This is a genomic window from Nocardioides sp. Leaf374 (assembly GCF_916862475.1).
GTDB classification, from domain to species: Bacteria; Actinomycetota; Actinomycetes; order Propionibacteriales; family Nocardioidaceae; genus Nocardioides; species Nocardioides kribbensis.
In genome coordinates, this window is the sequence record NZ_CAKASO010000003.1 from 26,969 (window position 1) to 46,589 (window position 19,621).

Annotated in this window: 21 protein-coding genes; 16 read left to right on the top strand and 5 right to left on the bottom strand. The window is 74.5% G+C overall.

The features are described from left to right. The first annotated feature begins 30 nt into the window (after nucleotides 1-30). The gene (locus LPA27_RS02090) at nucleotides 31-1,107 is read left to right on the top strand and encodes a DNA recombination protein RmuC (protein ID WP_228941332.1); all 1,077 of its coding nucleotides are present in this window, start codon (nucleotides 31-33) and stop codon (nucleotides 1,105-1,107) included. A 45-nt stretch (nucleotides 1,108-1,152) separates the two neighbouring features. Further along, nucleotides 1,153-1,662, top strand: coding sequence for a DUF6542 domain-containing protein (locus LPA27_RS02095; protein WP_228941333.1), 510 nt, complete (start codon nucleotides 1,153-1,155; stop codon nucleotides 1,660-1,662). Here the strand turns inward: LPA27_RS02095 and LPA27_RS02100 are convergent. Beyond that, entirely contained in the window at nucleotides 1,622-2,242 is a 621-nt protein-coding gene (locus LPA27_RS02100; protein WP_228941334.1) for an L-threonylcarbamoyladenylate synthase, read from the bottom strand. The two genes, LPA27_RS02095 and LPA27_RS02100, sit on opposite strands and share 41 nt — an antisense overlap. Before the next feature lie 147 nt (nucleotides 2,243-2,389). On the opposite strand from LPA27_RS02100, the gene LPA27_RS02105 reads away from it, so the two are divergent. After that, entirely contained in the window at nucleotides 2,390-3,445 is a 1,056-nt protein-coding gene (locus LPA27_RS02105; RefSeq protein WP_228941335.1) for a glycosyltransferase family 2 protein, read from the top strand. Nucleotides 3,446-3,471: 26 nt separating this feature from the next. Next, on the top strand, nucleotides 3,472-3,951 hold the full coding sequence (locus LPA27_RS02110) for a GtrA family protein (protein WP_228941336.1): 480 nt from the start codon (nucleotides 3,472-3,474) through the stop codon (nucleotides 3,949-3,951). Between the two features lies 1 nt (nucleotide 3,952). Here the strand turns inward: LPA27_RS02110 and LPA27_RS02115 are convergent, their stop codons facing one another. Next, entirely contained in the window at nucleotides 3,953-5,005 is a 1,053-nt protein-coding gene (locus LPA27_RS02115; RefSeq protein ID WP_228941337.1) for a phosphotransferase, read from the bottom strand. A gap of 41 nt (nucleotides 5,006-5,046) precedes the next feature. Then, entirely contained in the window at nucleotides 5,047-6,051 is a 1,005-nt protein-coding gene (locus LPA27_RS02120; RefSeq protein ID WP_056904715.1) for a 4-hydroxy-3-methylbut-2-enyl diphosphate reductase, read from the bottom strand. A 148-nt stretch (nucleotides 6,052-6,199) separates the two neighbouring features. On the opposite strand from LPA27_RS02120, the gene xseA reads away from it, so the two are divergent. Together xseA and LPA27_RS02130 are read left to right on the top strand one after the other, a co-directional pair. Then, nucleotides 6,200-7,465, top strand: a complete 1,266-nt coding sequence (xseA, locus tag LPA27_RS02125) for an exodeoxyribonuclease VII large subunit (RefSeq protein WP_228941338.1) — start codon at nucleotides 6,200-6,202, stop codon at nucleotides 7,463-7,465. Beyond that, nucleotides 7,458-7,676 carry an exodeoxyribonuclease VII small subunit gene (locus LPA27_RS02130; protein ID WP_056862222.1) on the top strand — a complete coding sequence of 73 codons (219 nt, stop codon included), beginning with the start codon at nucleotides 7,458-7,460 and terminating at the stop codon, nucleotides 7,674-7,676. Before xseA ends, LPA27_RS02130 begins: the two co-directional genes overlap by 8 nt. Nucleotides 7,677-7,713: 37 nt before the next feature. On the opposite strand, the gene LPA27_RS02135 is transcribed toward LPA27_RS02130, so the two are convergent. Next, nucleotides 7,714-8,382, bottom strand: coding sequence for a DUF4245 family protein (locus LPA27_RS02135; RefSeq protein WP_228941339.1), 669 nt, complete (start codon nucleotides 8,380-8,382; stop codon nucleotides 7,714-7,716). 59 nt (nucleotides 8,383-8,441) lie between these two features. Between LPA27_RS02135 and LPA27_RS02140 the strand changes: the two genes are divergently transcribed. The 6 genes from LPA27_RS02140 (at nucleotide 8,442) to glpX (ending at nucleotide 14,211) form a co-directional block, all read left to right on the top strand. Beyond that, entirely contained in the window at nucleotides 8,442-9,779 is a 1,338-nt protein-coding gene (locus LPA27_RS02140) for an SLC13 family permease (RefSeq protein WP_228941340.1), read from the top strand. A 222-nt stretch (nucleotides 9,780-10,001) separates the two neighbouring features. Continuing rightward, nucleotides 10,002-10,418, top strand: coding sequence for a TOBE domain-containing protein (locus LPA27_RS02145; protein ID WP_416383222.1), 417 nt, complete (start codon nucleotides 10,002-10,004; stop codon nucleotides 10,416-10,418). Between the two features lie 67 nt (nucleotides 10,419-10,485). Continuing rightward, a complete protein-coding gene (gene modA, locus LPA27_RS02150; protein WP_228941342.1) occupies nucleotides 10,486-11,322 on the top strand; it encodes a molybdate ABC transporter substrate-binding protein in 837 nt (278 codons plus the stop codon). Next, nucleotides 11,319-12,146 carry an ABC transporter permease gene (locus LPA27_RS02155; RefSeq protein ID WP_228941343.1) on the top strand — a complete coding sequence of 276 codons (828 nt, stop codon included), beginning with the start codon at nucleotides 11,319-11,321 and terminating at the stop codon, nucleotides 12,144-12,146. The genes modA and LPA27_RS02155 overlap by 4 nt, the downstream gene beginning before the upstream one ends. Next, entirely contained in the window at nucleotides 12,128-13,177 is a 1,050-nt protein-coding gene (locus LPA27_RS02160) for an ABC transporter ATP-binding protein (protein WP_228941344.1), read from the top strand. Before LPA27_RS02155 ends, LPA27_RS02160 begins: the two co-directional genes overlap by 19 nt. Continuing rightward, nucleotides 13,174-14,211 (top strand): class II fructose-bisphosphatase, encoded by a 1,038-nt coding sequence (glpX, locus tag LPA27_RS02165; RefSeq protein ID WP_056904721.1) that lies wholly within the window; start codon nucleotides 13,174-13,176, stop codon nucleotides 14,209-14,211. The genes LPA27_RS02160 and glpX overlap by 4 nt, the downstream gene beginning before the upstream one ends. A gap of 189 nt (nucleotides 14,212-14,400) precedes the next feature. Here glpX and LPA27_RS02170 read toward each other — a convergent pair whose 3' ends face one another. Then, on the bottom strand, nucleotides 14,401-15,255 hold the full coding sequence (locus LPA27_RS02170) for an alpha/beta hydrolase (protein WP_228941345.1): 855 nt from the start codon (nucleotides 15,253-15,255) through the stop codon (nucleotides 14,401-14,403). Nucleotides 15,256-15,352: 97 nt separating this feature from the next. On the opposite strand from LPA27_RS02170, the gene LPA27_RS02175 reads away from it, so the two are divergent. The 4 genes from LPA27_RS02175 to LPA27_RS02190 all read left to right on the top strand — a co-directional run bounded on the left by LPA27_RS02175 (nucleotide 15,353) and on the right by LPA27_RS02190 (nucleotide 19,616). Beyond that, nucleotides 15,353-16,303: an alpha/beta fold hydrolase gene (locus tag LPA27_RS02175; protein WP_228941346.1), complete on the top strand. Its 951-nt coding sequence runs from the start codon at nucleotides 15,353-15,355 to the stop codon at nucleotides 16,301-16,303. A gap of 126 nt (nucleotides 16,304-16,429) precedes the next feature. Further along, nucleotides 16,430-17,806: an extracellular solute-binding protein gene (locus LPA27_RS02180; protein WP_228941347.1), complete on the top strand. Its 1,377-nt coding sequence runs from the start codon at nucleotides 16,430-16,432 to the stop codon at nucleotides 17,804-17,806. Beyond that, nucleotides 17,803-18,777, top strand: coding sequence for a carbohydrate ABC transporter permease (locus LPA27_RS02185; protein ID WP_228941348.1), 975 nt, complete (start codon nucleotides 17,803-17,805; stop codon nucleotides 18,775-18,777). The genes LPA27_RS02180 and LPA27_RS02185 overlap by 4 nt, the downstream gene beginning before the upstream one ends. A gap of 5 nt (nucleotides 18,778-18,782) precedes the next feature. Then, a complete protein-coding gene (locus LPA27_RS02190; RefSeq protein WP_228941349.1) occupies nucleotides 18,783-19,616 on the top strand; it encodes a carbohydrate ABC transporter permease in 834 nt (277 codons plus the stop codon). Nucleotides 19,617-19,621: the final 5 nt, after the last annotated feature.

The window sequence follows — 19,621 nt, forward strand, 5'->3', positions numbered from 1 at the left end:
ACTGTCGGTGGCGTGCCGCATGCTGCGGGCATGGAGATCACGGCGGTGCTGGGGGTGCTCGGGGCGGGGCTGGTGCTGGGGCTGGGCCTCGGGGTGGCCCTGGGGGTGCTGTGGGCCCGGTCGCGGCCCGAGCACGTGGGCGCGCTGGGCCAGGGGCTGGTGGAGCAGGCCGAGGTGATGCGGGGGCTCGACCGGCTCAGCGACCAGCTGGTCGACCTGGAGCACCAGCGCGCGACGTGGCAGGGCCAGCTGCGCGAGCAGGTGGCCGACGTGCGCCACTCCACCGACGTGCTGCGCCGCGAGACCCAGTCGCTGTCCACGGCGCTGCGCAAGCCGCAGGTGCGCGGGCGCTGGGGCGAGCTGCACCTGCGCCGCGCCGTCGAGCTCGCCGGCCTGGTCGACCGGTGCGACTTCAGCGAGCAGCACCGCCTCGACGACGGCGCCCGGCGCCCCGACCTGGTGGTGCACCTGGTGGGCGAGCGCCACGTCGTCATCGACGCGAAGGTCCCGCTCGACGCCTACCTCGACGCCACCTCCACCGACGACCAGACCGAGCACGCCGCCCACCTCCAGCGCCACGCCCGCCAGCTGCGGGCCCACGTGGCGCTGCTGTCGTCGAAGGCCTACTGGCGCTCGCTGCCCGAGACCCCGGAGTTCGTGGTGCTCTTCGTGCCGGCCGAGTCGTTCCTGGCCGCCGCGCTCGAGGCCGACCCCGGGCTCATCGAGCACGCCGCCGAGCGGCAGGTCGTGCTGGCCACCCCGACCACCCTCATCGCGCTGCTGCGCACCGTGGCCCACGGCTGGAGCCACGAGGTGCTCGCCGAGCGGGCCGCCGAGATCCACCGCCTCGGGCGCGACCTGCACTCCCGGGTCGCCACGCTGGGCGGCCACCTCGACCACGTCGGCCGCTCCCTCAACGCCGCGGTCGGCCACTACAACTCCGCGGTCGGCTCGCTGGAGTCGCGCGTGCTCGTCACCACCCGCCGCTTCGCCGACCTGGGCGTCACCGACGACCCGCTGCCGACGCCGCGCACCGTGGAGCTGCGCGCCGTCGACCGGCGCGCCGCCCCCGAGGAGCCCGACGGGCGCCCTAGCGTGGCGTGGTGACCGGTCGCTCCCGGCCCGTCACCGAGGCAGTGAGGTGATCAGGCGATGACGTCGCACACCCTGTGGGAGGAAGGCCGCGCTCCCGCGCACGAGATGGTCGCGCTCGGCGTGGCCGTGCTGCTCACCGCCTCCGCCGTCGAGCTGCTGGTCGGCGCGGCCGTGATCGGCTGGCTCTTCGACCTCGCCTTCGTCGCGCTCGCCCTCGCGCTGGCCCTGCTGGTGCGCCCCCGCGACTTCTTCAGCGTCGGCGTCCTGCCGCCCCTGCTCATGGTCGGCGTCTTCGCGATGCTCGGCGCCACCCGTCCCGGCGCGCTGGCCGACCCCGGCGACGGCGTGGTGCAGGTCGTCGTCACCGGGCTGGCCGACCACAGCCTCGCCCTCGTCGTGGGCTACGCCCTGTGCCTGCTGGCCCTCGCCGCGCGCAACCAGGTACGCCGCACCGGCGCACCCCTCCCCGGCTGGGCCACCGCGTGGCTGGAACAGCGCGCGGGCGGTCCGGGCGGCCGCGGCGACCTCAGGCGAAGCGGTCCGGGTCCCCGGCACCCCGCCGGGTGACCTCGGGAGCCCCCTCGGACCAGTCCACCACCGTGGTCGACTCCGCCGGGGTCTCCCCCGCCTCGATGACCAGGTCGACCTGGTGGTCGAGCTCCTCCTTGACGTCCCAGCCGCTCGTGCGGGGCTCGGACTCCCCGGGCAGGATCAGCGAGCTGCTCAGCAGCGGCTCCCCGAGCTCGGCGAGCAGCGCCTGCACCAGCACGTGGTCGGGGATGCGCACGCCGACGGTCTTCTTCTTGGGGTGCAGCAGCCGTCGCGGCACCTCGGGGGTGCCCGGCAGGATGAAGGTGTAGGGCCCCGGCGTCGCTGCGCGGATGGCGCGGAAGGCCGAGTTGTCGACGTGCACCATCTGGCCCAGCTGGGAGAAGTCGCGGCACACCAGCGTGAAGTGGTGCCGCTCGTCGAGGCCGCGGATCCGCAGGATCCGGTCGCGCCCCTCGCGGTTGCCCAGCTGGGCCCCCAGCGCGTAGCCGGAGTCGGTCGGGTAGGCGATCAGCGCGTCGTCGCGCAGCGCCTCCACCACCTGGGCCAGGAGCCGGGGCTGGGGGTTGTCCGGGTGCATGTCCACGTACCTCGCCACCGCTCGAGACTACGCCGCCCCGGCCCACAGCATCCGCGCACCACTCACGGCGGGTCCGGGGGCGGCTCACAGCCCACGCAGAGGTGACCCGGGCTGACTGGGACCAGACCACCCCCAGCCCCGACCCGCCTGCGAAGGGACCCGGCCATGCCCGCCCGCACCAGCCCCCGCGCCCTGCCCGTCCGCACCCCCGACACCCCGCGTCCGAAGGTGACCTACGTGCTGCCGGTCTACGACGAGGCCGACAACGTCGCGCCCTTCCACGCCGCTCTCACCGAGGCGACCGCCGTCCGCGACGACCTCGACTGGGAGTTCCTCTACGTCAACGACGGCAGCCGCGACGAGTCGCTGGCCCGGCTGCTCGTGCTGCGCCGCCACGACCCGCGCGTCGGCGTGCTCGACCTCGCCCGCAACTGCGGACACCAGATCGCGGTCACCGCGGGCCTCGACGCCGCCGGTGACGCCGACGCGGTCATCGTCATGGACACCGACCTCCAGGACCCGCCCCGGGTCAGCCTGGAGATGGTCGGGCTGTGGGAGGACGGGGCCGACGTCGTCTACGCCCAGCGCCGCTCGCGGCGCGACACCCTCTTCAAGCGCACCACGGCCTGGGCGTTCTACCGCGTGCTCGACCGGCTGGCCTCGGTCGACATCCCCCGCGACGTCGGCGACTTCCGGCTCATGGACCGCCGCGTCGTGGCCGAGGTGGCCCGCTACCGCGAGCAGGACCGCTTCCTGCGCGGCATCGTCGCCCACGTCGGCTTCCGCCAGGAGGCGCTGCTCTTCGACCGCGACGAGCGCCACGCCGGCACCAGCGGCTACCCGCTGGGGCGCATGCTGGCCTTCGCCGCCAACGGCATCCTCGGCTTCTCCACCGCCCCGCTGCGCATGATCACGCGGCTCGGCTTCGCGCTCTCGGCGCTCAGCGTCGTCATGGCGGCCTACGTCGCCTCGGTGCGGCTGCTGCGCCCCGAGGACTCGGTGCCCGGCTGGGCCTTCCTCGGGGTGGGGATGTTCCTGCTCGCCGGGCTGCAGCTGGTGATGATGGGCGTCATCGGCAGCTACGTCGGGCGCACCTACACCCAGGTGCAGGGTCGCCCGCTCTACTCGTTGGCCCTCACCGCCCGCGGCGAGCACTCCGGCGTACGCTCGCTGCCGCAGACCCAGCCCGACCTCCGTACCCAGCACGGGAGCGTGTCCTGACCTCCTCTCACCCGGCCCCGCAGCCCGTGCCGCCGCGCGATCCCGCGAGCGGGCCCCCGAGCGCCACCCCGAGCGCCACCCCGAGCGCGCCGTCGCGACGCGAGCGTCTGCGCACGCTGCACGAGAGCACGCTGGTGCGCTTCGTGGCGGTCGGCGCGGTCAACACCGGCATCGACGTCGGACTCTTCTGGCTGCTCCACGACGCCCTGGGCATCGTGCTGGCCAACGTGGTCTCGACCGCCGCGGGCATGACCTTCAGCTTCGTGGTCAACGGCCTGCTGACCTTCCGCGCCGAGCGGCTGCGGCTCGGCGACGCCGTGCGCTTCGTGGCGAGCACCGGCACCGTGCTCTTCCTCGTGCAGCCGCTGGTCATCTACGCCCTGCTCGCGGTGCTCGGCGACGACGCGGTGCTGCTGGCCAAGCTCGGCGCGATCTGCGTCGTCATCGTGCTCAACTTCTGCGCCTACCGCTTCGTCGTCTGGCCCCGCCGCCGCACCCGCGCCTGACTCAGCCGGGCCCCACGACCGGCCCCACGACCGGCCCCACGTCCGGCCCCACGTCCGGCCCCACGTCCGGCCCCACGTCGACCACCACGTCGACCACCGCGTCCAGCACCGCGGCGGCCATCGCCCGGCGAGCGGCGCAGCGGGCGGGCATCGTGCGCCCGTAGTAGGGGAAGGTGATGAGCGCCAGCAGCAGCGCCCAGCCCTGGCCGACCCGCCACGTCGCCTCGTCGACGTCGAGCAGCTCGCGCAGCAGGGCGCGACCGGGGGCGTCGAGCACCTCCCACGCCACGACCAGGTCCACGGCCCGCCGGCCGACCCCGAGCCCGCCGAGGTCGAGCACGGCGGCGAGGCGGCCCTCGCGCACGAGCAGGTTCTCGGCCAGCAGGTCACCGTGCAGCCAGCCCTCCGCGACCGGCCCGGCGGCATCGAGCGCCGCCTCCGCCACCAGCGCGCTCTCCCAGACGAGGAGCACGCGGTCGAGGTCGAGGCCGAGGTCGGACCACCCGGGCAGGGCGGCGCACACGGCCGCCGTCTCGCGCAGGTCGTCGTCGAGGTCGCCCAGCCGGCCGCCGCGGTAGCCCCGCAGCGCCGGGTCGGCCACGGCCTGCGCCGGCACCGGGGCGTCCCGCAGCCCCCGCAGGACCGCGGCCAGGTCGCGCGCCAGCGGCCCCGACGACCCGGCGTACGCCGCGAGCGCCGGCACCGCCGACGGGGTGCCCTCGATCCACCGCGTCACCGACCAGGCCTCGGGGTAGCCCTCCCCGGGCCGCCCGCTCGCCACCACCTCGGGCACGACGACCCCGGGCGGCAGCGCTGCCGCGACCAGCGGCCCCCAGCGCCGCTCGGTCTCCAGCGCGCGCGACCCGCCGGGCTGGCGGGGCAGGCGCACCAGCAGGTCGTCACCGAGGCGGAACAGCCGGTTGGAGGAGCCCGCCGCCTGCCCGCCGCCGCCGAGCGCCCGCAGCGGCAGGTCGGCGAGGTGCGGGTGCTGGGTCGCGAGCAGCCGGCGCACCAGGGGCTCGTCGACCGCGAGCTCGTCGTCGTGCAGCCTCACCCGAGCACCCTCCCGCGCCGTCCGGGGTCCCGTCCGAGGGGCTACTGCGCGCGGGCCGCGGCCTTCATGTCGCGGCGCAGCTCCTTGGGCAGGGAGAAGATGAGCGACTCCTCAGCGCTGTGGACGGCCTTGGCGTCGGGGTAGCCGCGCTCGGCGAGGTAGGCGAGGACTCCCTGCACGAGGCTCTCGGGCACGCTCGCGCCGGAGGTGACGCTGACGGTGCGCACGCCGTCGAGCCAGGCCTCGTCGATCTCGGAGGCGTCGTCGACGCGGTAGGAGGCCTTGGCGCCGGCCTCGAGGGCCACCTCGACCAGGCGCACGGAGTTGGAGGAGTTGCCGGAGCCCACCACGATCAGCAGGTCGCAGCCGTGGGCGATCTCCTTGACCGCGAGCTGACGGTTCTGGGTGGCGTAGCAGATGTCGTCGCTCGGCGGGTCGAGCAGCTCGGGGAAGCGCTCGCGGATCGCGGCGACCGTCTCGAGGGTCTCGTCGACCGAGAGCGTGGTCTGGGAGAGCCAGGCCACGCGGGAGGGGTCGCGCACGACGATGCCGGCGACGTCGGCGGGGCTCTCGACGAGCTGGATGTGCTCGGGGGCCTCGCCCGCGGTGCCCTCGACCTCCTCGTGGCCGGCGTGGCCGATGAGGAGGATGTCGTAGTCGTCGGCGGCGAAGCGCTTGGCCTCGTGGTGGACCTTGGTGACCAGCGGGCAGGTGGCGTCGATGGTCTTGAGGGTGCGCTCCTCGGCCTGGCGGTGCACCTCGGGCGAGACGCCGTGGGCGGAGAAGACGACCGTGGCGCCCTCGGGCACCTCGACCAGCTCCTCGACGAAGATCGCGCCCCGCGCCTCGAGGTCGGCCACGACGTGCTTGTTGTGCACGATCTGCTTGCGCACGTAGACCGGGGCGCCGTAGAGGTCGAGCGCCTGCTCCACGGTGACGACCGCCCGGTCGACGCCCGCGCAGTAGCCCCGCGGCGCCGCCAGCAGGACGGCCTTCTCGGCCTCGTCGGGCGACAGGATCGGGGGCATCCCCATGTCGGTGCTCATGGCCCCATCCTAGGCGGGCCGCGGGGAGCCTCCCGGCGGGCCGCCGGGAGGGGTCGGCGCCGTACCCCGGGCCCTGTCCCGTGCTGTCCCCCGTGCTGCGCCCCGTGCTGTCCGTCGTGGTGTCCCCACCGTCGCCTAGGGTCCTCGCATGGCCATGGAGACCTCCGCGCAGTCGCCGGCCCCGGTGCGCCAGGTCGCCAACGCCATCGCCGGCTGGATCGACCGGCTGGGCGCGATCTGGGTCGAGGGCCAGATCGCCCAGGTCAACCGTCGCCCCGGCGTCCAGACCGTCTTCATGACCCTGCGCGACGCCGTGGCCGACCTGTCGGTGACCGTGACCTGCTCGCGCACCCTCTTCGACGGGCTCAACCCTCCCCTGGTCGAGGGCGCGAGCGTCGTCGTGCACGCCAAGCCGTCCTACTACGCCAACCGCGGCACGATCTCGCTCTACGCCCGCGAGATCCGCATGGTCGGCCTGGGCGAGCTGCTGGCGCGCCTCGAGCGGCGCCGCCAGCTGCTGGCCGCCGAGGGCCTCTTCGCCGCCGAGCTCAAGCGCCCCGCGCCCTTCCTGCCCACCCGCGTGGGCCTCGTCACGGCGCCCGGCTCGGCCGCCGAGCGAGACGTGGTCGACAACGCGCGTCGCCGCTGGCCGGCGGTGGAGTTCGAGACGGCCTACGCCGCGATGCAGGGTCCCCGGTGCGCCAGCGAGGTGATCGAGGCGCTGGGCCGCCTCGAGCGCCACGCCGACGTCGACGTGGTCGTCGTCGCGCGTGGCGGCGGCGCGGTCGAGGACCTGCTGCCCTTCTCCGACGAGGCCCTGCTGCGCGCGGTGCACGCGATGCGCACCCCCGTGGTCTCCGCGATCGGCCACGAGCCCGACTCCCCGCTGCTCGACCTGGTCGCCGACGTGCGCGCCTCCACGCCCACCGACGCCGCCAAGCTGATCGTGCCCGACGTGGCCGAGGAGGCCCGCGGCGTGGCCTGGGCCCGCGACCGGGTGCGCTCCACCCTCGACGCCTGGCTGCGCCGGGAGGCCGAGGGGCTCGCCGCGCTGCGCTCGCGCCCGGCGCTGGCCGACCCCCGCACCCTGCTCGACGCCCGCTCCGCCGAGCTCGACGCCCTGCTCGAGCGGGCCCGCCGCACGCTGGGCCACCGCCTCGACCGCGCCGCCGACGACGTGGGCCACCAGCGCGCCCGCGCCCGCGCCCTCTCCCCGCTGGAGACCCTGCGCCGCGGCTACGCCGTCCTGCAGGACGCCGAGGGCCGCGTCGTCACCTCCGTCGACGACCTGGCCGCCGGAGGCGCCGGGGTCACCGGGGCCGCGGGCGTCGAGGTCTCCGTGCGCGTCGCCGACGGCCGCATCCACGCCACCACCACCCGCACCACCCGCCTCGAGGAGCCCACCGATGCCTGAGCAGCCGCAGACCCCGTCCTACGAGGCCGCCCGCGAGGAGCTCGTGGAGGTCGTGCGCCGCCTCGAGGCGGGCGGCACGACCCTGGAGGAGTCACTCGCCCTGTGGGAGCGCGGCGAGCACCTGGCCCGGGTCTGCCAGGACTGGCTCGACGGCGCGCGCCAGCGACTCGACGCCGTGGTGGCCGCCGACCGCGAGGGCTCCGAGGACTGAGGCGCGACCTCGGGGGCCGGTGCCCCGGCAGACCACGTCAGGCGCCCGAGCCGCGCTCGGGCAGGGTCTCCACGGTGAGCTCGCCCAGCAGCTCCTGCAGCTCCTCGGGCGTCGCCGAGCCGTAGACGACCACGGTGCGCTCGTCGTCGCCGCTGCCGGTGGTCGCGACGTAGGCCGTGTCGCCGCCCTCGTCGGTGAAGGTCTGCCAGCTCGTGGCGACGTCGGAGTCGGGGGTGGCCAGCGCCTCGCCCTCGACCGCCTCGGGGTCGACCAGCTCCTCGACGAGGTCGTCGACGTCCTCGGCCTCCTCGTGCAGACCGGCGAAGCTCTCCTCGGGGGTCAGCAGCGCGAGCTCGAAGACCGGCTGCTCGCCGGGGGTGTAGGTGACGTCGTTGACCATCCAGCCCTCGGGCACCGCGGCGGGGTAGACGATCTCGCTGCCGGCGCCCTGCACCGGGCGCACGACCTCGCTGAGGTAGTCGACGCTGGTCGGCTCGAACTCCGGGGTGTCGCGGAAGGCGCCGCGGAAGAGCACGATGCCGATCACCGCCGCGACCAGCACGATCATCGAGCCGATGAGACCGCCGGTGGTGCGCTGGTAGCGACCCGGCTTGCCCTGGGGCTGACCGGCGCCCTGGCCGGGGGTCTGTCCGGGTGCCTGGCCCTCGGGCGCGGGCTGCGACGGGGTGCCGGGGGTCTCGCTCACGTGTCCATGCTGGCAGACCGCCGGTACGACGGCGCCCCGTGGGCTGCCATGCTCGCCGGGTGCAGATCCAGGAGGCCCTCGCCGGGAGCCTCGCCGACGTCGTGGCCGTGGTCGCGCTCCTCGCGCTGCTGGTCACCGCCTACGCCCACCCCCGCCCGCTCGTCGAGGCCGCCGTGGCGGTCGTCGCCGGGCTGGCCGCGCTGGCCACGGGTCGGCTCGGGCTCGACGCGGTGGGCAGCACGCTGGGCCACCTGACCCCGGTGGTGGTGTTCCTCGCGGCCGTGCTCGTCGTGGCCGAGGTGTGCTCCCGCGCGGGACTCTTCACCGCCGCTGCCGCCGTCGTACGCCGCACCGACCGCGGCGACCCGCGCCGCCTGCTGCTCGGCGCCTTCGTGCTCGCCGCGGCCGTCACCTGCGTGCTCAGCCTCGACGCCACCGTCGTGCTCGTCACCCCCGTCGTGGTGGCCGCCGCCCAAGGCGCCGGCTGGTCCTCGCGGCCGGTGGCCTGGGCCTGCCTGCGCATGGCCAACTCGGCCTCGCTGCTGCTGCCGGTCTCCAACCTCACCAACCTGCTGGCGATGCGCGACCTCGACCTCACCTTCGCCGGCTTCGCCCTCGCGATGGCCCCCGTGCTCGTCGTGGTGCTGGTCGTGGAGTGGGTCGCGCTGCGCGTGCTGTTCCGCCGCGAGCTGAGCCCGGCCACGGCCGGCAGGCCCGGGGCGGGCGCGCTCGGCGAGGCCGGGGCGGGTGCGGTCGGCGAGGCCGGTGCGGACGAGGACGGCGGCGCGGCCGCGCTCGCGCCGCCCTGGGAGCGCGTGCCGCTGGTCGTCGTGGCGCTCATGCTCGCGGGCTTCGCGGTCGGCTCCCCGCTGGGCGTCGAGCCGGGCTGGGTCGCCGCGGTGGCCGCGGTGGTGCTGGTGGGCTGGGCCGCCCGCCGCGGGCTGCTGACGTGGCCCGAGGCCGGACGCGCCACCCACCCGTCGTTCGCGCTCTTCGTGCTCGGCCTCGGGGTCGTCGTGGCGACCCTGACCACCGGCCCGCTCGGCGACGCGGTGGGACGCCTGCTGCCCGACCCCTCCGGCGCGCCGTCGTGGACCGACCTGCTGGTCGTCGCGCTCGTCGCCACGGTGCTGGCCAACCTCGTGACCAACCTCAGCGCGACGCTGCTGGTCGTGCCGCTCGTGGCCCCCCTCGGCACCGACGCCGTGCTCGCCGCCCTGCTGGGCCTCAACATCGGCTCCGGACTGACCTACACCGGCTCGCTGGCCAACCTGCTCTGGCGCCGCGGCCTGGGCCACAGCACGGCCGCACCGTCGATGCGCACCTTCCACGCGTGGTCGCTGACCACCACCCCGGTCGTGCTCCTCGCCGCGGTCACCGCCCTCACCCTGACCTGACCCCGACCCGACCCGAGCCGACCTGGCGCGGCCCCTCGTGACCGCCGCATCGCGGCACCTGTCGGCCCGCACCCGCACCTGTCGGCCGACGCGTGGGCCGACAGGTGCGGGTATCACCAGCCGACCGGCGAAACCCGCCGCCGCAGTCAGTCACCGCAGAAGCGGCTCCGGAACCGAGTTCCGTCCGCTGACGCGGACACTTGGAGGACAGATCGGCCGCGGATGAGGCAGGATGCATGCGTGACGACGTACCGGATCGCCGAGGCCGCCGAGCTGCTCGGGGTCAGCGACGACACGCTGCGCCGGTGGGTCGACTCCGGCCGGGTGGCGGCGACGCGACCCGACGGGCCGGCGGTCATCGCCGGCGCCGACCTCGCCGGCCTGGCCGAGACCCTGGTCGACGAGCCCGACCGCGAGCGCACCCGCGCCTCGGCGGTGAGCGCGCGCAACCGCCTCGTGGGCATCGTCACCCGCGTCAGGAAGGACACCGTCATGGCGCAGGTCGACCTCGTCTGCGGGCCCTACCGGCTGGTGTCGCTGATGAGCGCCGAGGCCGCCGACGAGCTGGGTCTCGAGCGCGGCGTGCGCGCCATCGCCTCGGTGAAGTCCACCAACGTCGTCGTCGAGCGGCCCACGTGAGCCGCGCGCGCCCGACCCGCCACGCCGCCCCTCCCACGCCCCCCGCAGCCCCGACCAGGAGCCAGCCATGACCAGCCCCGCCAGCCCCGCCAGCCGCGGCACCACACGCCGCACCCGCACCAGCCGCCGCCTCGCCGCGACGGCCGCCACGGTCGCGCTCGTCCTCCCTCTGGCCGCCTGCGGCACTGACGCCGACGGCAGCGGCGACACCGGCGGCGCGGGGGACGGCGCGGGCGACACCACGATCACCGTGCTGGCCGCCGCCTCGCTCACCGAGACCTTCACGACCCTGGCCGAGCAGTTCGAGGCCGACCACGAGGGCGTCGAGGTGGAGCTGGCCTTCGACTCCTCCGCCACCCTCGCCGGGCAGGCCGTCGAGGGGGCTCCGGCCGACGTCCTCGCCACCGCCGACTCCCGCACCATGGACACCGCCGCCGACGTGCTGGCCGCCGATCCGCAGGTCTTCGCCACCAACACCCTGGTCATGGCGGTGCCGGCCGGCAACCCGGCCGACCTGTCGGGCTTCGAGGACGTCGCCGACGGCGACGCCACCTACGTCGTGTGCGTCGACACCGCCCCGTGCGGTGCGATCTGGGCGGCCATCGCGGCCGAGGAGGGGGTGACCTCCCAGCCGGCCAGCCTCGAGGTCGACGTCAAGGCGGTGCTGGCCAAGGTGACCGACGACGAGGCCGACGCCGGCTTCGTCTACGAGACCGACGCGGTCGCGGCCGGCGACCAGGTCGAGACCTTCGAGGTGCCGGGCGCCGAGGACCAGGTCACCGACTACCCCATCGCCCCGCTCGACCAGGCCGGCGACCCGGAGCTCGCCCAGGAGTTCGTCGACCTGGTGCTCTCCGAGGCCGGCCGGCAGGTGCTGGCCGACGCAGGCTTCGGGCAGCCGTGACCCCACCCCCCGACGCGGAGGCGACCACGCGCTCCGGCTCCCACCTCGGCCGACCGCCGCTGGTGCTCGTCGTGCCCGGCGCGGTGGCCGCGGCGCTGCTCGTCGTGCCCCTCGTGACCCTCGTGCTCGACACCCCCTGGGGCGACTTCCTCGACCAGCTCGGCTCGGCGCCGGTGCTCGCGGCGCTGCGGATCACCGCGCTGACCTCCGCGGTCACCGTGCTCGCCTGCCTCGTGCTGGGCACCCCCCTGGCGTGGCTGCTGGCGCGGGTCGACTTCGCCGGCCGCTCGGTGCTGCGCGCGGCGGTGGCCGTGCCGCTCGTGCTGCCACCGGTGGTGGCCGGCGTCGCGCTCGTGACCGCGCTGGGCCGCAACGGCGTCGTGGGCTCCCTGCTGCGCGAGACCACCGGCCTCACCGTGCCCTTCACCACGACCGCCGTGGTCATCGCCCACACCTTCGTGGCCATGCCCTTCTACGTGCTGAGCGTGGAGGGCGCGCTGCGCACGGCCGGCGAGCGGTACGACGTCGTCGCGGCCACCCTGGGTGCGACCCGCTGGCACGCCTTCCGCCGGGTGACCCTGCCGCTGGCGATGCCGGGCGTGGTGGCCGGCGCCGTGCTGGCCTGGGCCCGCTCGCTGGGCGAGTTCGGCGCCACGATCACCTTCGCCGGCAACTTCCCCGGCACCACCCAGACCATGCCGTCGCTGATCTACACCCAGCTCCAGGCCGACCCCGCCGTGGCCCGCACGCTGAGCATGATCCTGCTGCTGGTCTCCGTCGGCGTGCTCGCCGGCCTGCGCAACCGATGGCTGACGACCTCGTGACCGGCTCCGAGGAGGCCCTGAGCGGGCCCGGCAGCGCCACCGGACCGGGCCTGCACGCCCGGGTCAGGGTGCCCGGTCGCCTCGACGCCGAGGTCACCGCCGCCGCAGGGTCGGTGGTCGCGGTCATCGGGCCCAACGGCGCGGGCAAGTCCACCCTGCTCGGCGCCCTCGCCGGCACGACCGCGATGGCGGGAGAGGTCGAGGTCGGCGGGCGCAGCTGGACCGCCCCGCCGCTGGCCGTGCGCCACCGCCGCGTCGGGCTCGTCTTCCAGGACCAGTCGCTCTTCCCCCACCTCAGCGCGCTGGAGAACGTCGCCTTCGGCCTGCGCGCCCGCGGCCGGGCCCGCACCCCCGCGCGGGCCCACGCGCAGGAGTGGCTGGACCGGCTCGGGGTCGGCGAGCTCGCCGCGCGCCGGCCCCGCCAGCTCTCGGGGGGCCAGGCGCAGCGGGTCGCGATCGCCCGGGCCCTGGCGACCGAGCCCGAGCTGCTGCTGCTCGACGAGCCCTTCTCCGGCCTCGACGTCGGCGTGGCCACCGCGCTGCGCATCGAACTGGCCCGCCACCTCGCCGACTTCGCGGGGGTGGCGCTGCTGGTCACCCACCACGCCCTCGACGCGCTCACCCTCGCCGACGAGGTGCTGGTGCTCGACGAGGGCCGCGTCGCGCAGACCGGCACCCCCCGCGACGTGGCGGCCCACCCGCTCACCGACCACGTCGCTCGCCTGGTCGGGCTCAACGTCGTCGCCGACGCCGACACCAACCGGTCCTTCCCGCCCAGCGCCGTCACGGTCTCGCTGCGCGCGCCCGAGGGGTCGGCGCGCAACCGGTGGCGCGCCTCGGTGCTGAGCGTGGTGCCGCACGGTGACGCCGTACGCCTGCTCGCGCGCACCGATGGCGCGCAGGAGCTGATCGCCGACGTGACGCCCGAGGCCGCGGTCGAGCTCGGGCTCGACCCGGGCCGCGAGGTCTGGCTGACGGTGAAGGAGACGTCGGTGAGGACCTATCCCCGGACCGCTAGCATGCGCCCATGACCCGCCCCACGCCGCACCCCGCCGAGCCGGAGGCCCTCCGGGTCGCCCCGATGTCGCCCGACCGCAACCTGGCCCTCGAGCTGGTGCGCGTGACGGAGGCGGCCGCGATGGCCGCCGGACGCTGGGTGGGGCGGGGTGACAAGAACGGCGCCGACGAGGTCGCGGTCAACGCGATGCGCGTGATGATCTCGACCATCGGCATGAACGGCACCGTCGTCATCGGCGAGGGCGAGAAGGACAACGCCCCCATGCTCTACAACGGCGAGTCCGTGGGCGACGGCACCGGCCCGGAGTGCGACGTCGCCGTCGACCCCATCGACGGCACCACGCTGACCGCCAAGGGCATGAGCAACGCCGTGGCCGTGCTCGCGGTCTCGCCGCGCGGCTCGATGTACGACCCCTCCGCGGTCTTCTACATGGAGAAGCTGGTCGCCGGCCCCGAGGCCGCCGACGTCGTCGACATCCGCAACCCCGTCTCGGAGAACATCCGCGCCGTGGCCAAGGCCAAGGGCGCCAGCCCCTCCGACGTCACCGTGGTGCTCCTCGACCGTCCGCGCCACGCCGACCTGGCCGAGGAGATCCGCGCCACCGGCGCGCGGATCCAGTTCATCGTCGACGGCGACGTCGCGGGCGCGATCTCCGCGGCCCGACCCGACAGCGGCGTCGACCTGCTGCTCGGCATCGGCGGCACGCCGGAGGGCATCATCGCCGCCACCGCGCTCAAGTGCATGGGCGGCGTCATCCAGGGCCGGCTGTGGCCCACCGACGACGACGAGCGCCAGCGCGCCCTCGACGCCGGCCACGACCTCGACCGCGTGCTGTCGACCGACGACCTGGTCACCGGCGACGACTGCTTCTTCGTGGCCACCGGCATCACCGACGGCGACCTGATGCGCGGCGTGCGCTACCGCGCCGGTGGCGCCACCACCGAGTCGCTGGTGATGCGCTCGCGCAGCGGCACCGTGCGCACCATCACCGCCGAGCACCGGCTGCAGAAGCTGAGCGCCTTCTCCTCCATCGACTTCGGGGGCTGAGCACCGCGGCTGCGGCTACGAGCGTCATGCGAGACGTGGATGCGCCTCCACCCTCCGCATGACGTCCCACCCGCGGCCGACCCGCGGCCCGCGCACGCCGCTCGGCCCACGGCAGACGTCATGCGAGACGTGGATGCGCCTCCACCCTCCGCATGACGTCCCACCCGCGGCCCACCCGCGGCGGAGGTCTCAGGCGATCTCGGCCGCCTGCAGCTCGCCGGCGGCACCGGCGCGGTGGCGGTGCAGGGCGGCGACGACCTCGGCGGCCACGCGCGGGGCGACGGCCATGCCGAGGTGGGAGGCGCGCACCTCGACGGCGTGCGCCTCGGGGTCGACGCAGGCCTGCCAGTCCACGACCCCGTCGCGGCGGGAGTAGATCGCGGTGAAGCCCACGCCCGCGGGCATCGGCGAGCGGCTCTCCTCGAAGCTCTCCCGCGCACAGGCCCCGGCCACGCACTCCTCCGACATCAGCCCGGGCACGCCGGCGCGACTGAGCCGCACGAGGGTCTCGACGCCGGCGCTCAGCGCGCGGTGGTGGGCGCCGGGCGCCAGCATCGGGCTACCCATGGTGACGATGCCCGAGACCAGGTCGGGGCGGCGTACGGCGACGCCGCGCGCCAGCATGCCGCCGAGGCTGTGCCCGACGATCTGCACGCGGCTCTCGCGACGGATGGCGATCGACTCCAGGCGCGCCTCGAGGCGGGTCGCCGCGGCCAGGGTGCAGCCGATGTTGACGTGGATCATCGAGCGGTAGGTGCGGAAGCCCTGGTGGCGCAGCGAGGAGCGCATCCACTGCAGCGACCCGTCGCCGGCCATGAAGCCGGGCACGAGCAGCACCGGGTCGGCGTCGCGGCCCCCCGCCCGCGTGGCGTAGGGCCGGCCCAGGCGCTCGCGCCGCTCGCCCACCGACCGCACGACGTGGCGACCGGCCTCCCCGACCACGCGGCCCTCCCGCAGCATCGCCACGAGGGGCGGGCGGCGGAAGCCGTCGGGCAGCAGGAAGGAGCCGAGGGGGTCCAGCGAACCGGGGGTCGCGTCGTTCATGCCCCGACGTTACGCCCACGTAACGCCGGTATGTGACCCCACTCACCCCATCGGGTCCGTTCGGGGGGCGGTATGGCCCATGCGGTTCACTGGGGCCATGGCCTCCCGGACGCCCCAGCAGGACGACCGCACCGACGACGCCCACGACGTGGCCGTCTCCGAGGAGCTCCTCGCTCCGGTGCGCCCCGACCTCGAGCTGTGCTACCAGACCTTCGGCGACCCCGACGACGAGCCGCTGCTGCTCGTGATGGGCCTCGGCGGCCCGATGACCTGGTGGGACGCCGAGCTGTGCCGCATGCTCGCGCGCCGGGGCTTCTACGTCGTGCGCTACGACAACCGCGACACCGGCCGCTCCAGCCGGATGCCCGGGCGGGTCGGGCGCACCGCCCTGGTGCGGGCCTTCGCCGGCACCAAGGTGCGCGCTCCCTACTCCATGACCGACCTGGCCGGCGACGCCGTCGCGCTGCTCGACCACCTCGGGGTGCGGTCGGCCCACCTGGCCGGGGTCTCGATGGGCGGCATGATCGTGCAGACCGTCGCGATCGCCGAGCCCTCCCGGGTCAGGTCGGTGGCCAGCATCATGTCGACCACCGGCAAGCGCACGGTCGGCTGGCAGCACCCCTCCCTCCTGCCGGCGCTGATCGCCCGGGCCGGCGCCGGCCGCGAGGCCTACGTGCGCTCCAGCGAGAAGATGTGGCAGCTCATCGGCTCCCCCGCCTACCCCCAGACCGAGGAGGAGCGCCGCGCCCGCGCCGAGGAGACCTTCGACCGGGGCGTCAGCGCCCACGGCGTGATGCGCCAGATGCTCGCCATCCTCACCCAGCCCGACCGTGCCCCGCGCCTGCGCGCGGTGACGGCGCCCGCGGTCGTCGTGCACGGCCTGGCCGACAAGATGGTCCACGTCTCCGGCGGCCGCGCCACCGCCCGCGCCCTGCCCGGCGCGGAGCTGCTGCTGGTCGACGGCATGGGCCACGACATGCCCCCCGCCCTCTTCGAGACCTTCGTCGCCGCGATCCGACGTACGGCGGACCGCGCCCGGCCGGCCTGACCCGGCCCGCCGGCCCGGCCCGCCGCGGCCACCGGTGCCCGCTCACCCCTCGCGGTGGGAGGGGTGGACATCCGCACCGGGGAGGACTAGACGTGTGGGACCACCCCGGACCGGAGAGGCTCCCCCATGCATCGAAGCGCCCCACCCTCCACCAGCGCGGGGGGCGGTGACACTCCCCTCCCCGCGCCCCCGCACCGCTCCCGGCTCCCCCGTGCGGCCCGACGGCCGCGCCGCGCGACCGCGGGCCTGGCCGGCCTGGCGCTGGCCTCGAGCCTGCTGGCCGCCTGCGGCAGCGACGGCAAGCCGGTGCTGAACTGGTACATCAACCCCGACGGCCAGGCCACGCTCACCCAGCTCGCCGCCGACTGCAGCACCGACGACTACGACATCGAGATCCAGCTGCTGCCCACCGGCGCCACCGACCAGCGCACGCAGCTGGCCCGGCGCCTCGCGGCCTCCGACTCCGAGACCAACCTGATGAGCCTCGACCCGGTCTTCGTGCCGGAGTTCGCCAACGCCGGGTGGATCGCGGAGTGGCCCGAGGGGCTGGCCTCGCAGGTCGTCGACGACGACGTGCTCTCCGGCCCCGCCGAGACCGTGCGCTGGGACGACGGCGTCTACGCCGCGCCGCAGTGGGCCAACACCCAGGTGCTCTGGTACCGCAAGTCGCTGGCAGATGCCGCCGGCCTCGACATGAGCCGGCCGGTCACTTGGTCGCAGGTCATCGAGGCCGCCGCCGACCAGGGCGGCACCGTCGGCGTGCAGGCCGACCGCTACGAGGCCTACATGGTGTGGATCAACTCGCTGGTCGCCGGCGCCGGGGGCGACATCGTCTCCGACACCGAGGCCGGCAGCGAGGCCCAGGTCGACATCGACTCCGAGGCCGGCCGGGCCGCCGCCACGGTCGTGCAGGAGCTCGCCGAGTCGGGCGCCGCCCAGCCCGACCTGTCGGTCTCCCGCGAGGGCACCAGCCTGCCCTTCATGTTCGACGGGCCGGGTGAGTTCATGACCAACTGGACCTTCGTCTACAAGAACTACGAGCCCACCGAGGGCGGCGCCTTCACCCAGGAGCAGTTCGACGACCTGGGCTGGGCGCGCTACCCCCAGACCGTCGAGGGCGAGGAGTCCCGGCCCCCGGTCGGCGGCATCGACATCGCGGTCGGGGAGTTCACCGAGAACAAGGACTGGGCCTTCGAGGCCGCGCAGTGCGTGTCCTCCCCCGAGGCCCAGCAGCAGCTGGCCGTCACCGACGGCCTGATGCCCTCGCGGCAGTCGGTCTACGACGCCCAGGAGCTCGTCGACGCCTTCGACCCCAGCCTGCTGACCCTCTTCCAGGAGAGCCTCGAGGCCGGCGCCCCGCGGCCCAAGAGCGCCTACTACAACCTCATCTCGGGTGCGATCCAGGCCTCGTGGCACTCCCCCACCGAGGTCGACCCCGACACCACGCCCGCCGAGTCGGCGGACTACCTGCGTGAGGTCCTGCGCTCGGAGGCCCTGCTGTGAGCGCCGTGGCGCCCCCGGCCCGGGGCGAGGAGCGCGAGGCCACCGACAACCGCCGCGACAAGCGCAAGGACAAGCGCCCGGAGCTCTCCGACCGGGCCCGTCACGAGCAGCGCCTCGGCCAGCGGCTGGTCGCCCCGGCCGTGGTCATCATGCTGCTGGTCACGGCGTTCCCGATCCTGCGCGCGCTCTACCTGTCGTTCTACACCTACTCGCTGACCTCGCCCGAGGACCGCGCGTTCATCGGGATCGACAACTACGTCACGGCCCTGACCGACGGCCTGTTCTGGCGCGACATCGGCGTGACCGTCCTCTACATGGTGGTCACGGTCGCCATCGAGCTGGTGATCGGCTTCGCCTTCGCGATGGTCATGCACCGCGTGGTCTTCGCCCGCGGCATCATCCGGACCTCGATCCTGATCCCCTACGGCATCATCACCGTGGTCTCCGGCTTCGCCTGGCAGTTCGCGTTCACCTACCAGAACGGCTTCATCAACGGCTGGCTGCCGGGGATCAGCGACTCCTTCAACTGGTTCGGCGAGACCACGCCCGCGGTCATCGCGATCATGGTCTCGGAGATCTGGAAGACCACGCCCTTCATGTCGCTGCTGCTGCTGGCCGGCCTGGCGCAGGTCAGCGACGACATGATCGAGGCGGCCAAGGTCGACGGGGCCACCTGGTGGCAGCGGCTGTGGCGGGTGATCCTGCCCAACATGCGTGCGGCGATCATGGTCGCGGTGCTCTTCCGCGCCCTCGACGCCTACCGGATCTTCGACAACATCTTCGTCATGACCAGCGGTGCCGTGGGCACCGAGTCGATCTCGTTCCTGGTCTACCGCCAGACCATCGAGCAGTTCCAGCTCGGCATGGGCTCGGCCCTGTCGGTGCTGCTGTTCCTCTCGGTGCTGCTGGTGGCCTTCCTGATCGTCAAGCTGTTCCGGGTCGACCTGGCCAAGGCACGAGGAGAGGGGTGAGCGGCATGAAGCAGAAGATCGGACTCGTGGTCGGCGTCGGCCTGATCCTCGTGTGGTGCCTGCTGCCGGTGGTGTGGATCGTCTCGCTGTCCTTCAAGGACGCCGTCGCGGTCACCAACGGCAGCCCGGGCTTCTTCCCGGCCGACGGCGCGTTCGCCGGCCTCGACAACTACCGCGACGCCTGGGCCAACGACCAGTTCCGTCGCGCGATCGTCAACTCCCTGGGCATCAGCCTGATCTCGACCACGCTGTCGGTGATCCTGGCGACGCTGGCCGCCTACGCCATCGCCCGCCTGGAGTTCCGCGGCAAGAAGCTGGTGCTGACCACGGCACTGGCCATCGCGATGTTCCCGGTGGTCTCGCTGGTCAGCCCGCTGTTCGACATGTGGCGCGCGATCGGGCTCTACGACACCTGGCCCGGCCTGATCATCCCCTACATGTCCTTCACGCTGCCGCTGGCGATCTGGACCCTGTCGGCCTTCTTCCGCGAGATCCCGTGGGAGATGGAGCAGGCGGCCCAGGTCGACGGCGCCACGTCGTGGCAGGCCTTCCGCAAGGTGATCGTGCCGCTCGCGGCGCCCGGGGTCTTCACCGCGGCGATCCTGACGTTCTTCTTCGCCTGGAACGACTTCGTCTTCGGCATCACCCTGACCTCGACGGAGGCGGCCCGGCCCATCCCGGCGTCGCTGTCCTTCTTCGTCGGCGCCGACCCGTTCAACCGGCCGGCCTCGCTGCTGGCCGCGGGAGCCGTCATAGCGACGATCCCGATCGTCATCATCGTCCTGATTTTCCAGCGCAAGATCGTGGCCGGGCTGACGTCCGGCGCGGTGAAGGGGTGACCTCG

Excerpts from the sequence above, each read along its gene's own strand:
- LPA27_RS02120 (WP_056904715.1), bottom strand. The coding sequence starts at position 6,051 with ATGAGCACCGACATGGGGATGCCCCCGATCCTGTCGCCCGACGAGGCC.
- modA (WP_228941342.1), top strand. The coding sequence starts at position 10,486 with ATGACCAGCCCCGCCAGCCCCGCCAGCCGCGGCACCACACGCCGCACC.
- LPA27_RS02180 (WP_228941347.1), top strand. The coding sequence starts at position 16,430 with ATGCATCGAAGCGCCCCACCCTCCACCAGCGCGGGGGGCGGTGACACT.
- LPA27_RS02145 (WP_416383222.1), top strand. The coding sequence starts at position 10,002 with ATGAGGCAGGATGCATGCGTGACGACGTACCGGATCGCCGAGGCCGCC.
- LPA27_RS02170 (WP_228941345.1), bottom strand. The coding sequence starts at position 15,255 with ATGAACGACGCGACCCCCGGTTCGCTGGACCCCCTCGGCTCCTTCCTG.
- LPA27_RS02130 (WP_056862222.1), top strand. The coding sequence starts at position 7,458 with ATGCCTGAGCAGCCGCAGACCCCGTCCTACGAGGCCGCCCGCGAGGAG.
- LPA27_RS02090 (WP_228941332.1), top strand. The coding sequence starts at position 31 with ATGGAGATCACGGCGGTGCTGGGGGTGCTCGGGGCGGGGCTGGTGCTG.
- LPA27_RS02160 (WP_228941344.1), top strand. The coding sequence starts at position 12,128 with ATGGCTGACGACCTCGTGACCGGCTCCGAGGAGGCCCTGAGCGGGCCC.
- LPA27_RS02105 (WP_228941335.1), top strand. The coding sequence starts at position 2,390 with ATGCCCGCCCGCACCAGCCCCCGCGCCCTGCCCGTCCGCACCCCCGAC.
- xseA (WP_228941338.1), top strand. The coding sequence starts at position 6,200 with ATGGCCATGGAGACCTCCGCGCAGTCGCCGGCCCCGGTGCGCCAGGTC.
- LPA27_RS02175 (WP_228941346.1), top strand. The coding sequence starts at position 15,353 with ATGGCCTCCCGGACGCCCCAGCAGGACGACCGCACCGACGACGCCCAC.
- LPA27_RS02095 (WP_228941333.1), top strand. The coding sequence starts at position 1,153 with ATGACGTCGCACACCCTGTGGGAGGAAGGCCGCGCTCCCGCGCACGAG.
- LPA27_RS02190 (WP_228941349.1), top strand. The coding sequence starts at position 18,783 with ATGAAGCAGAAGATCGGACTCGTGGTCGGCGTCGGCCTGATCCTCGTG.
- glpX (WP_056904721.1), top strand. The coding sequence starts at position 13,174 with ATGACCCGCCCCACGCCGCACCCCGCCGAGCCGGAGGCCCTCCGGGTC.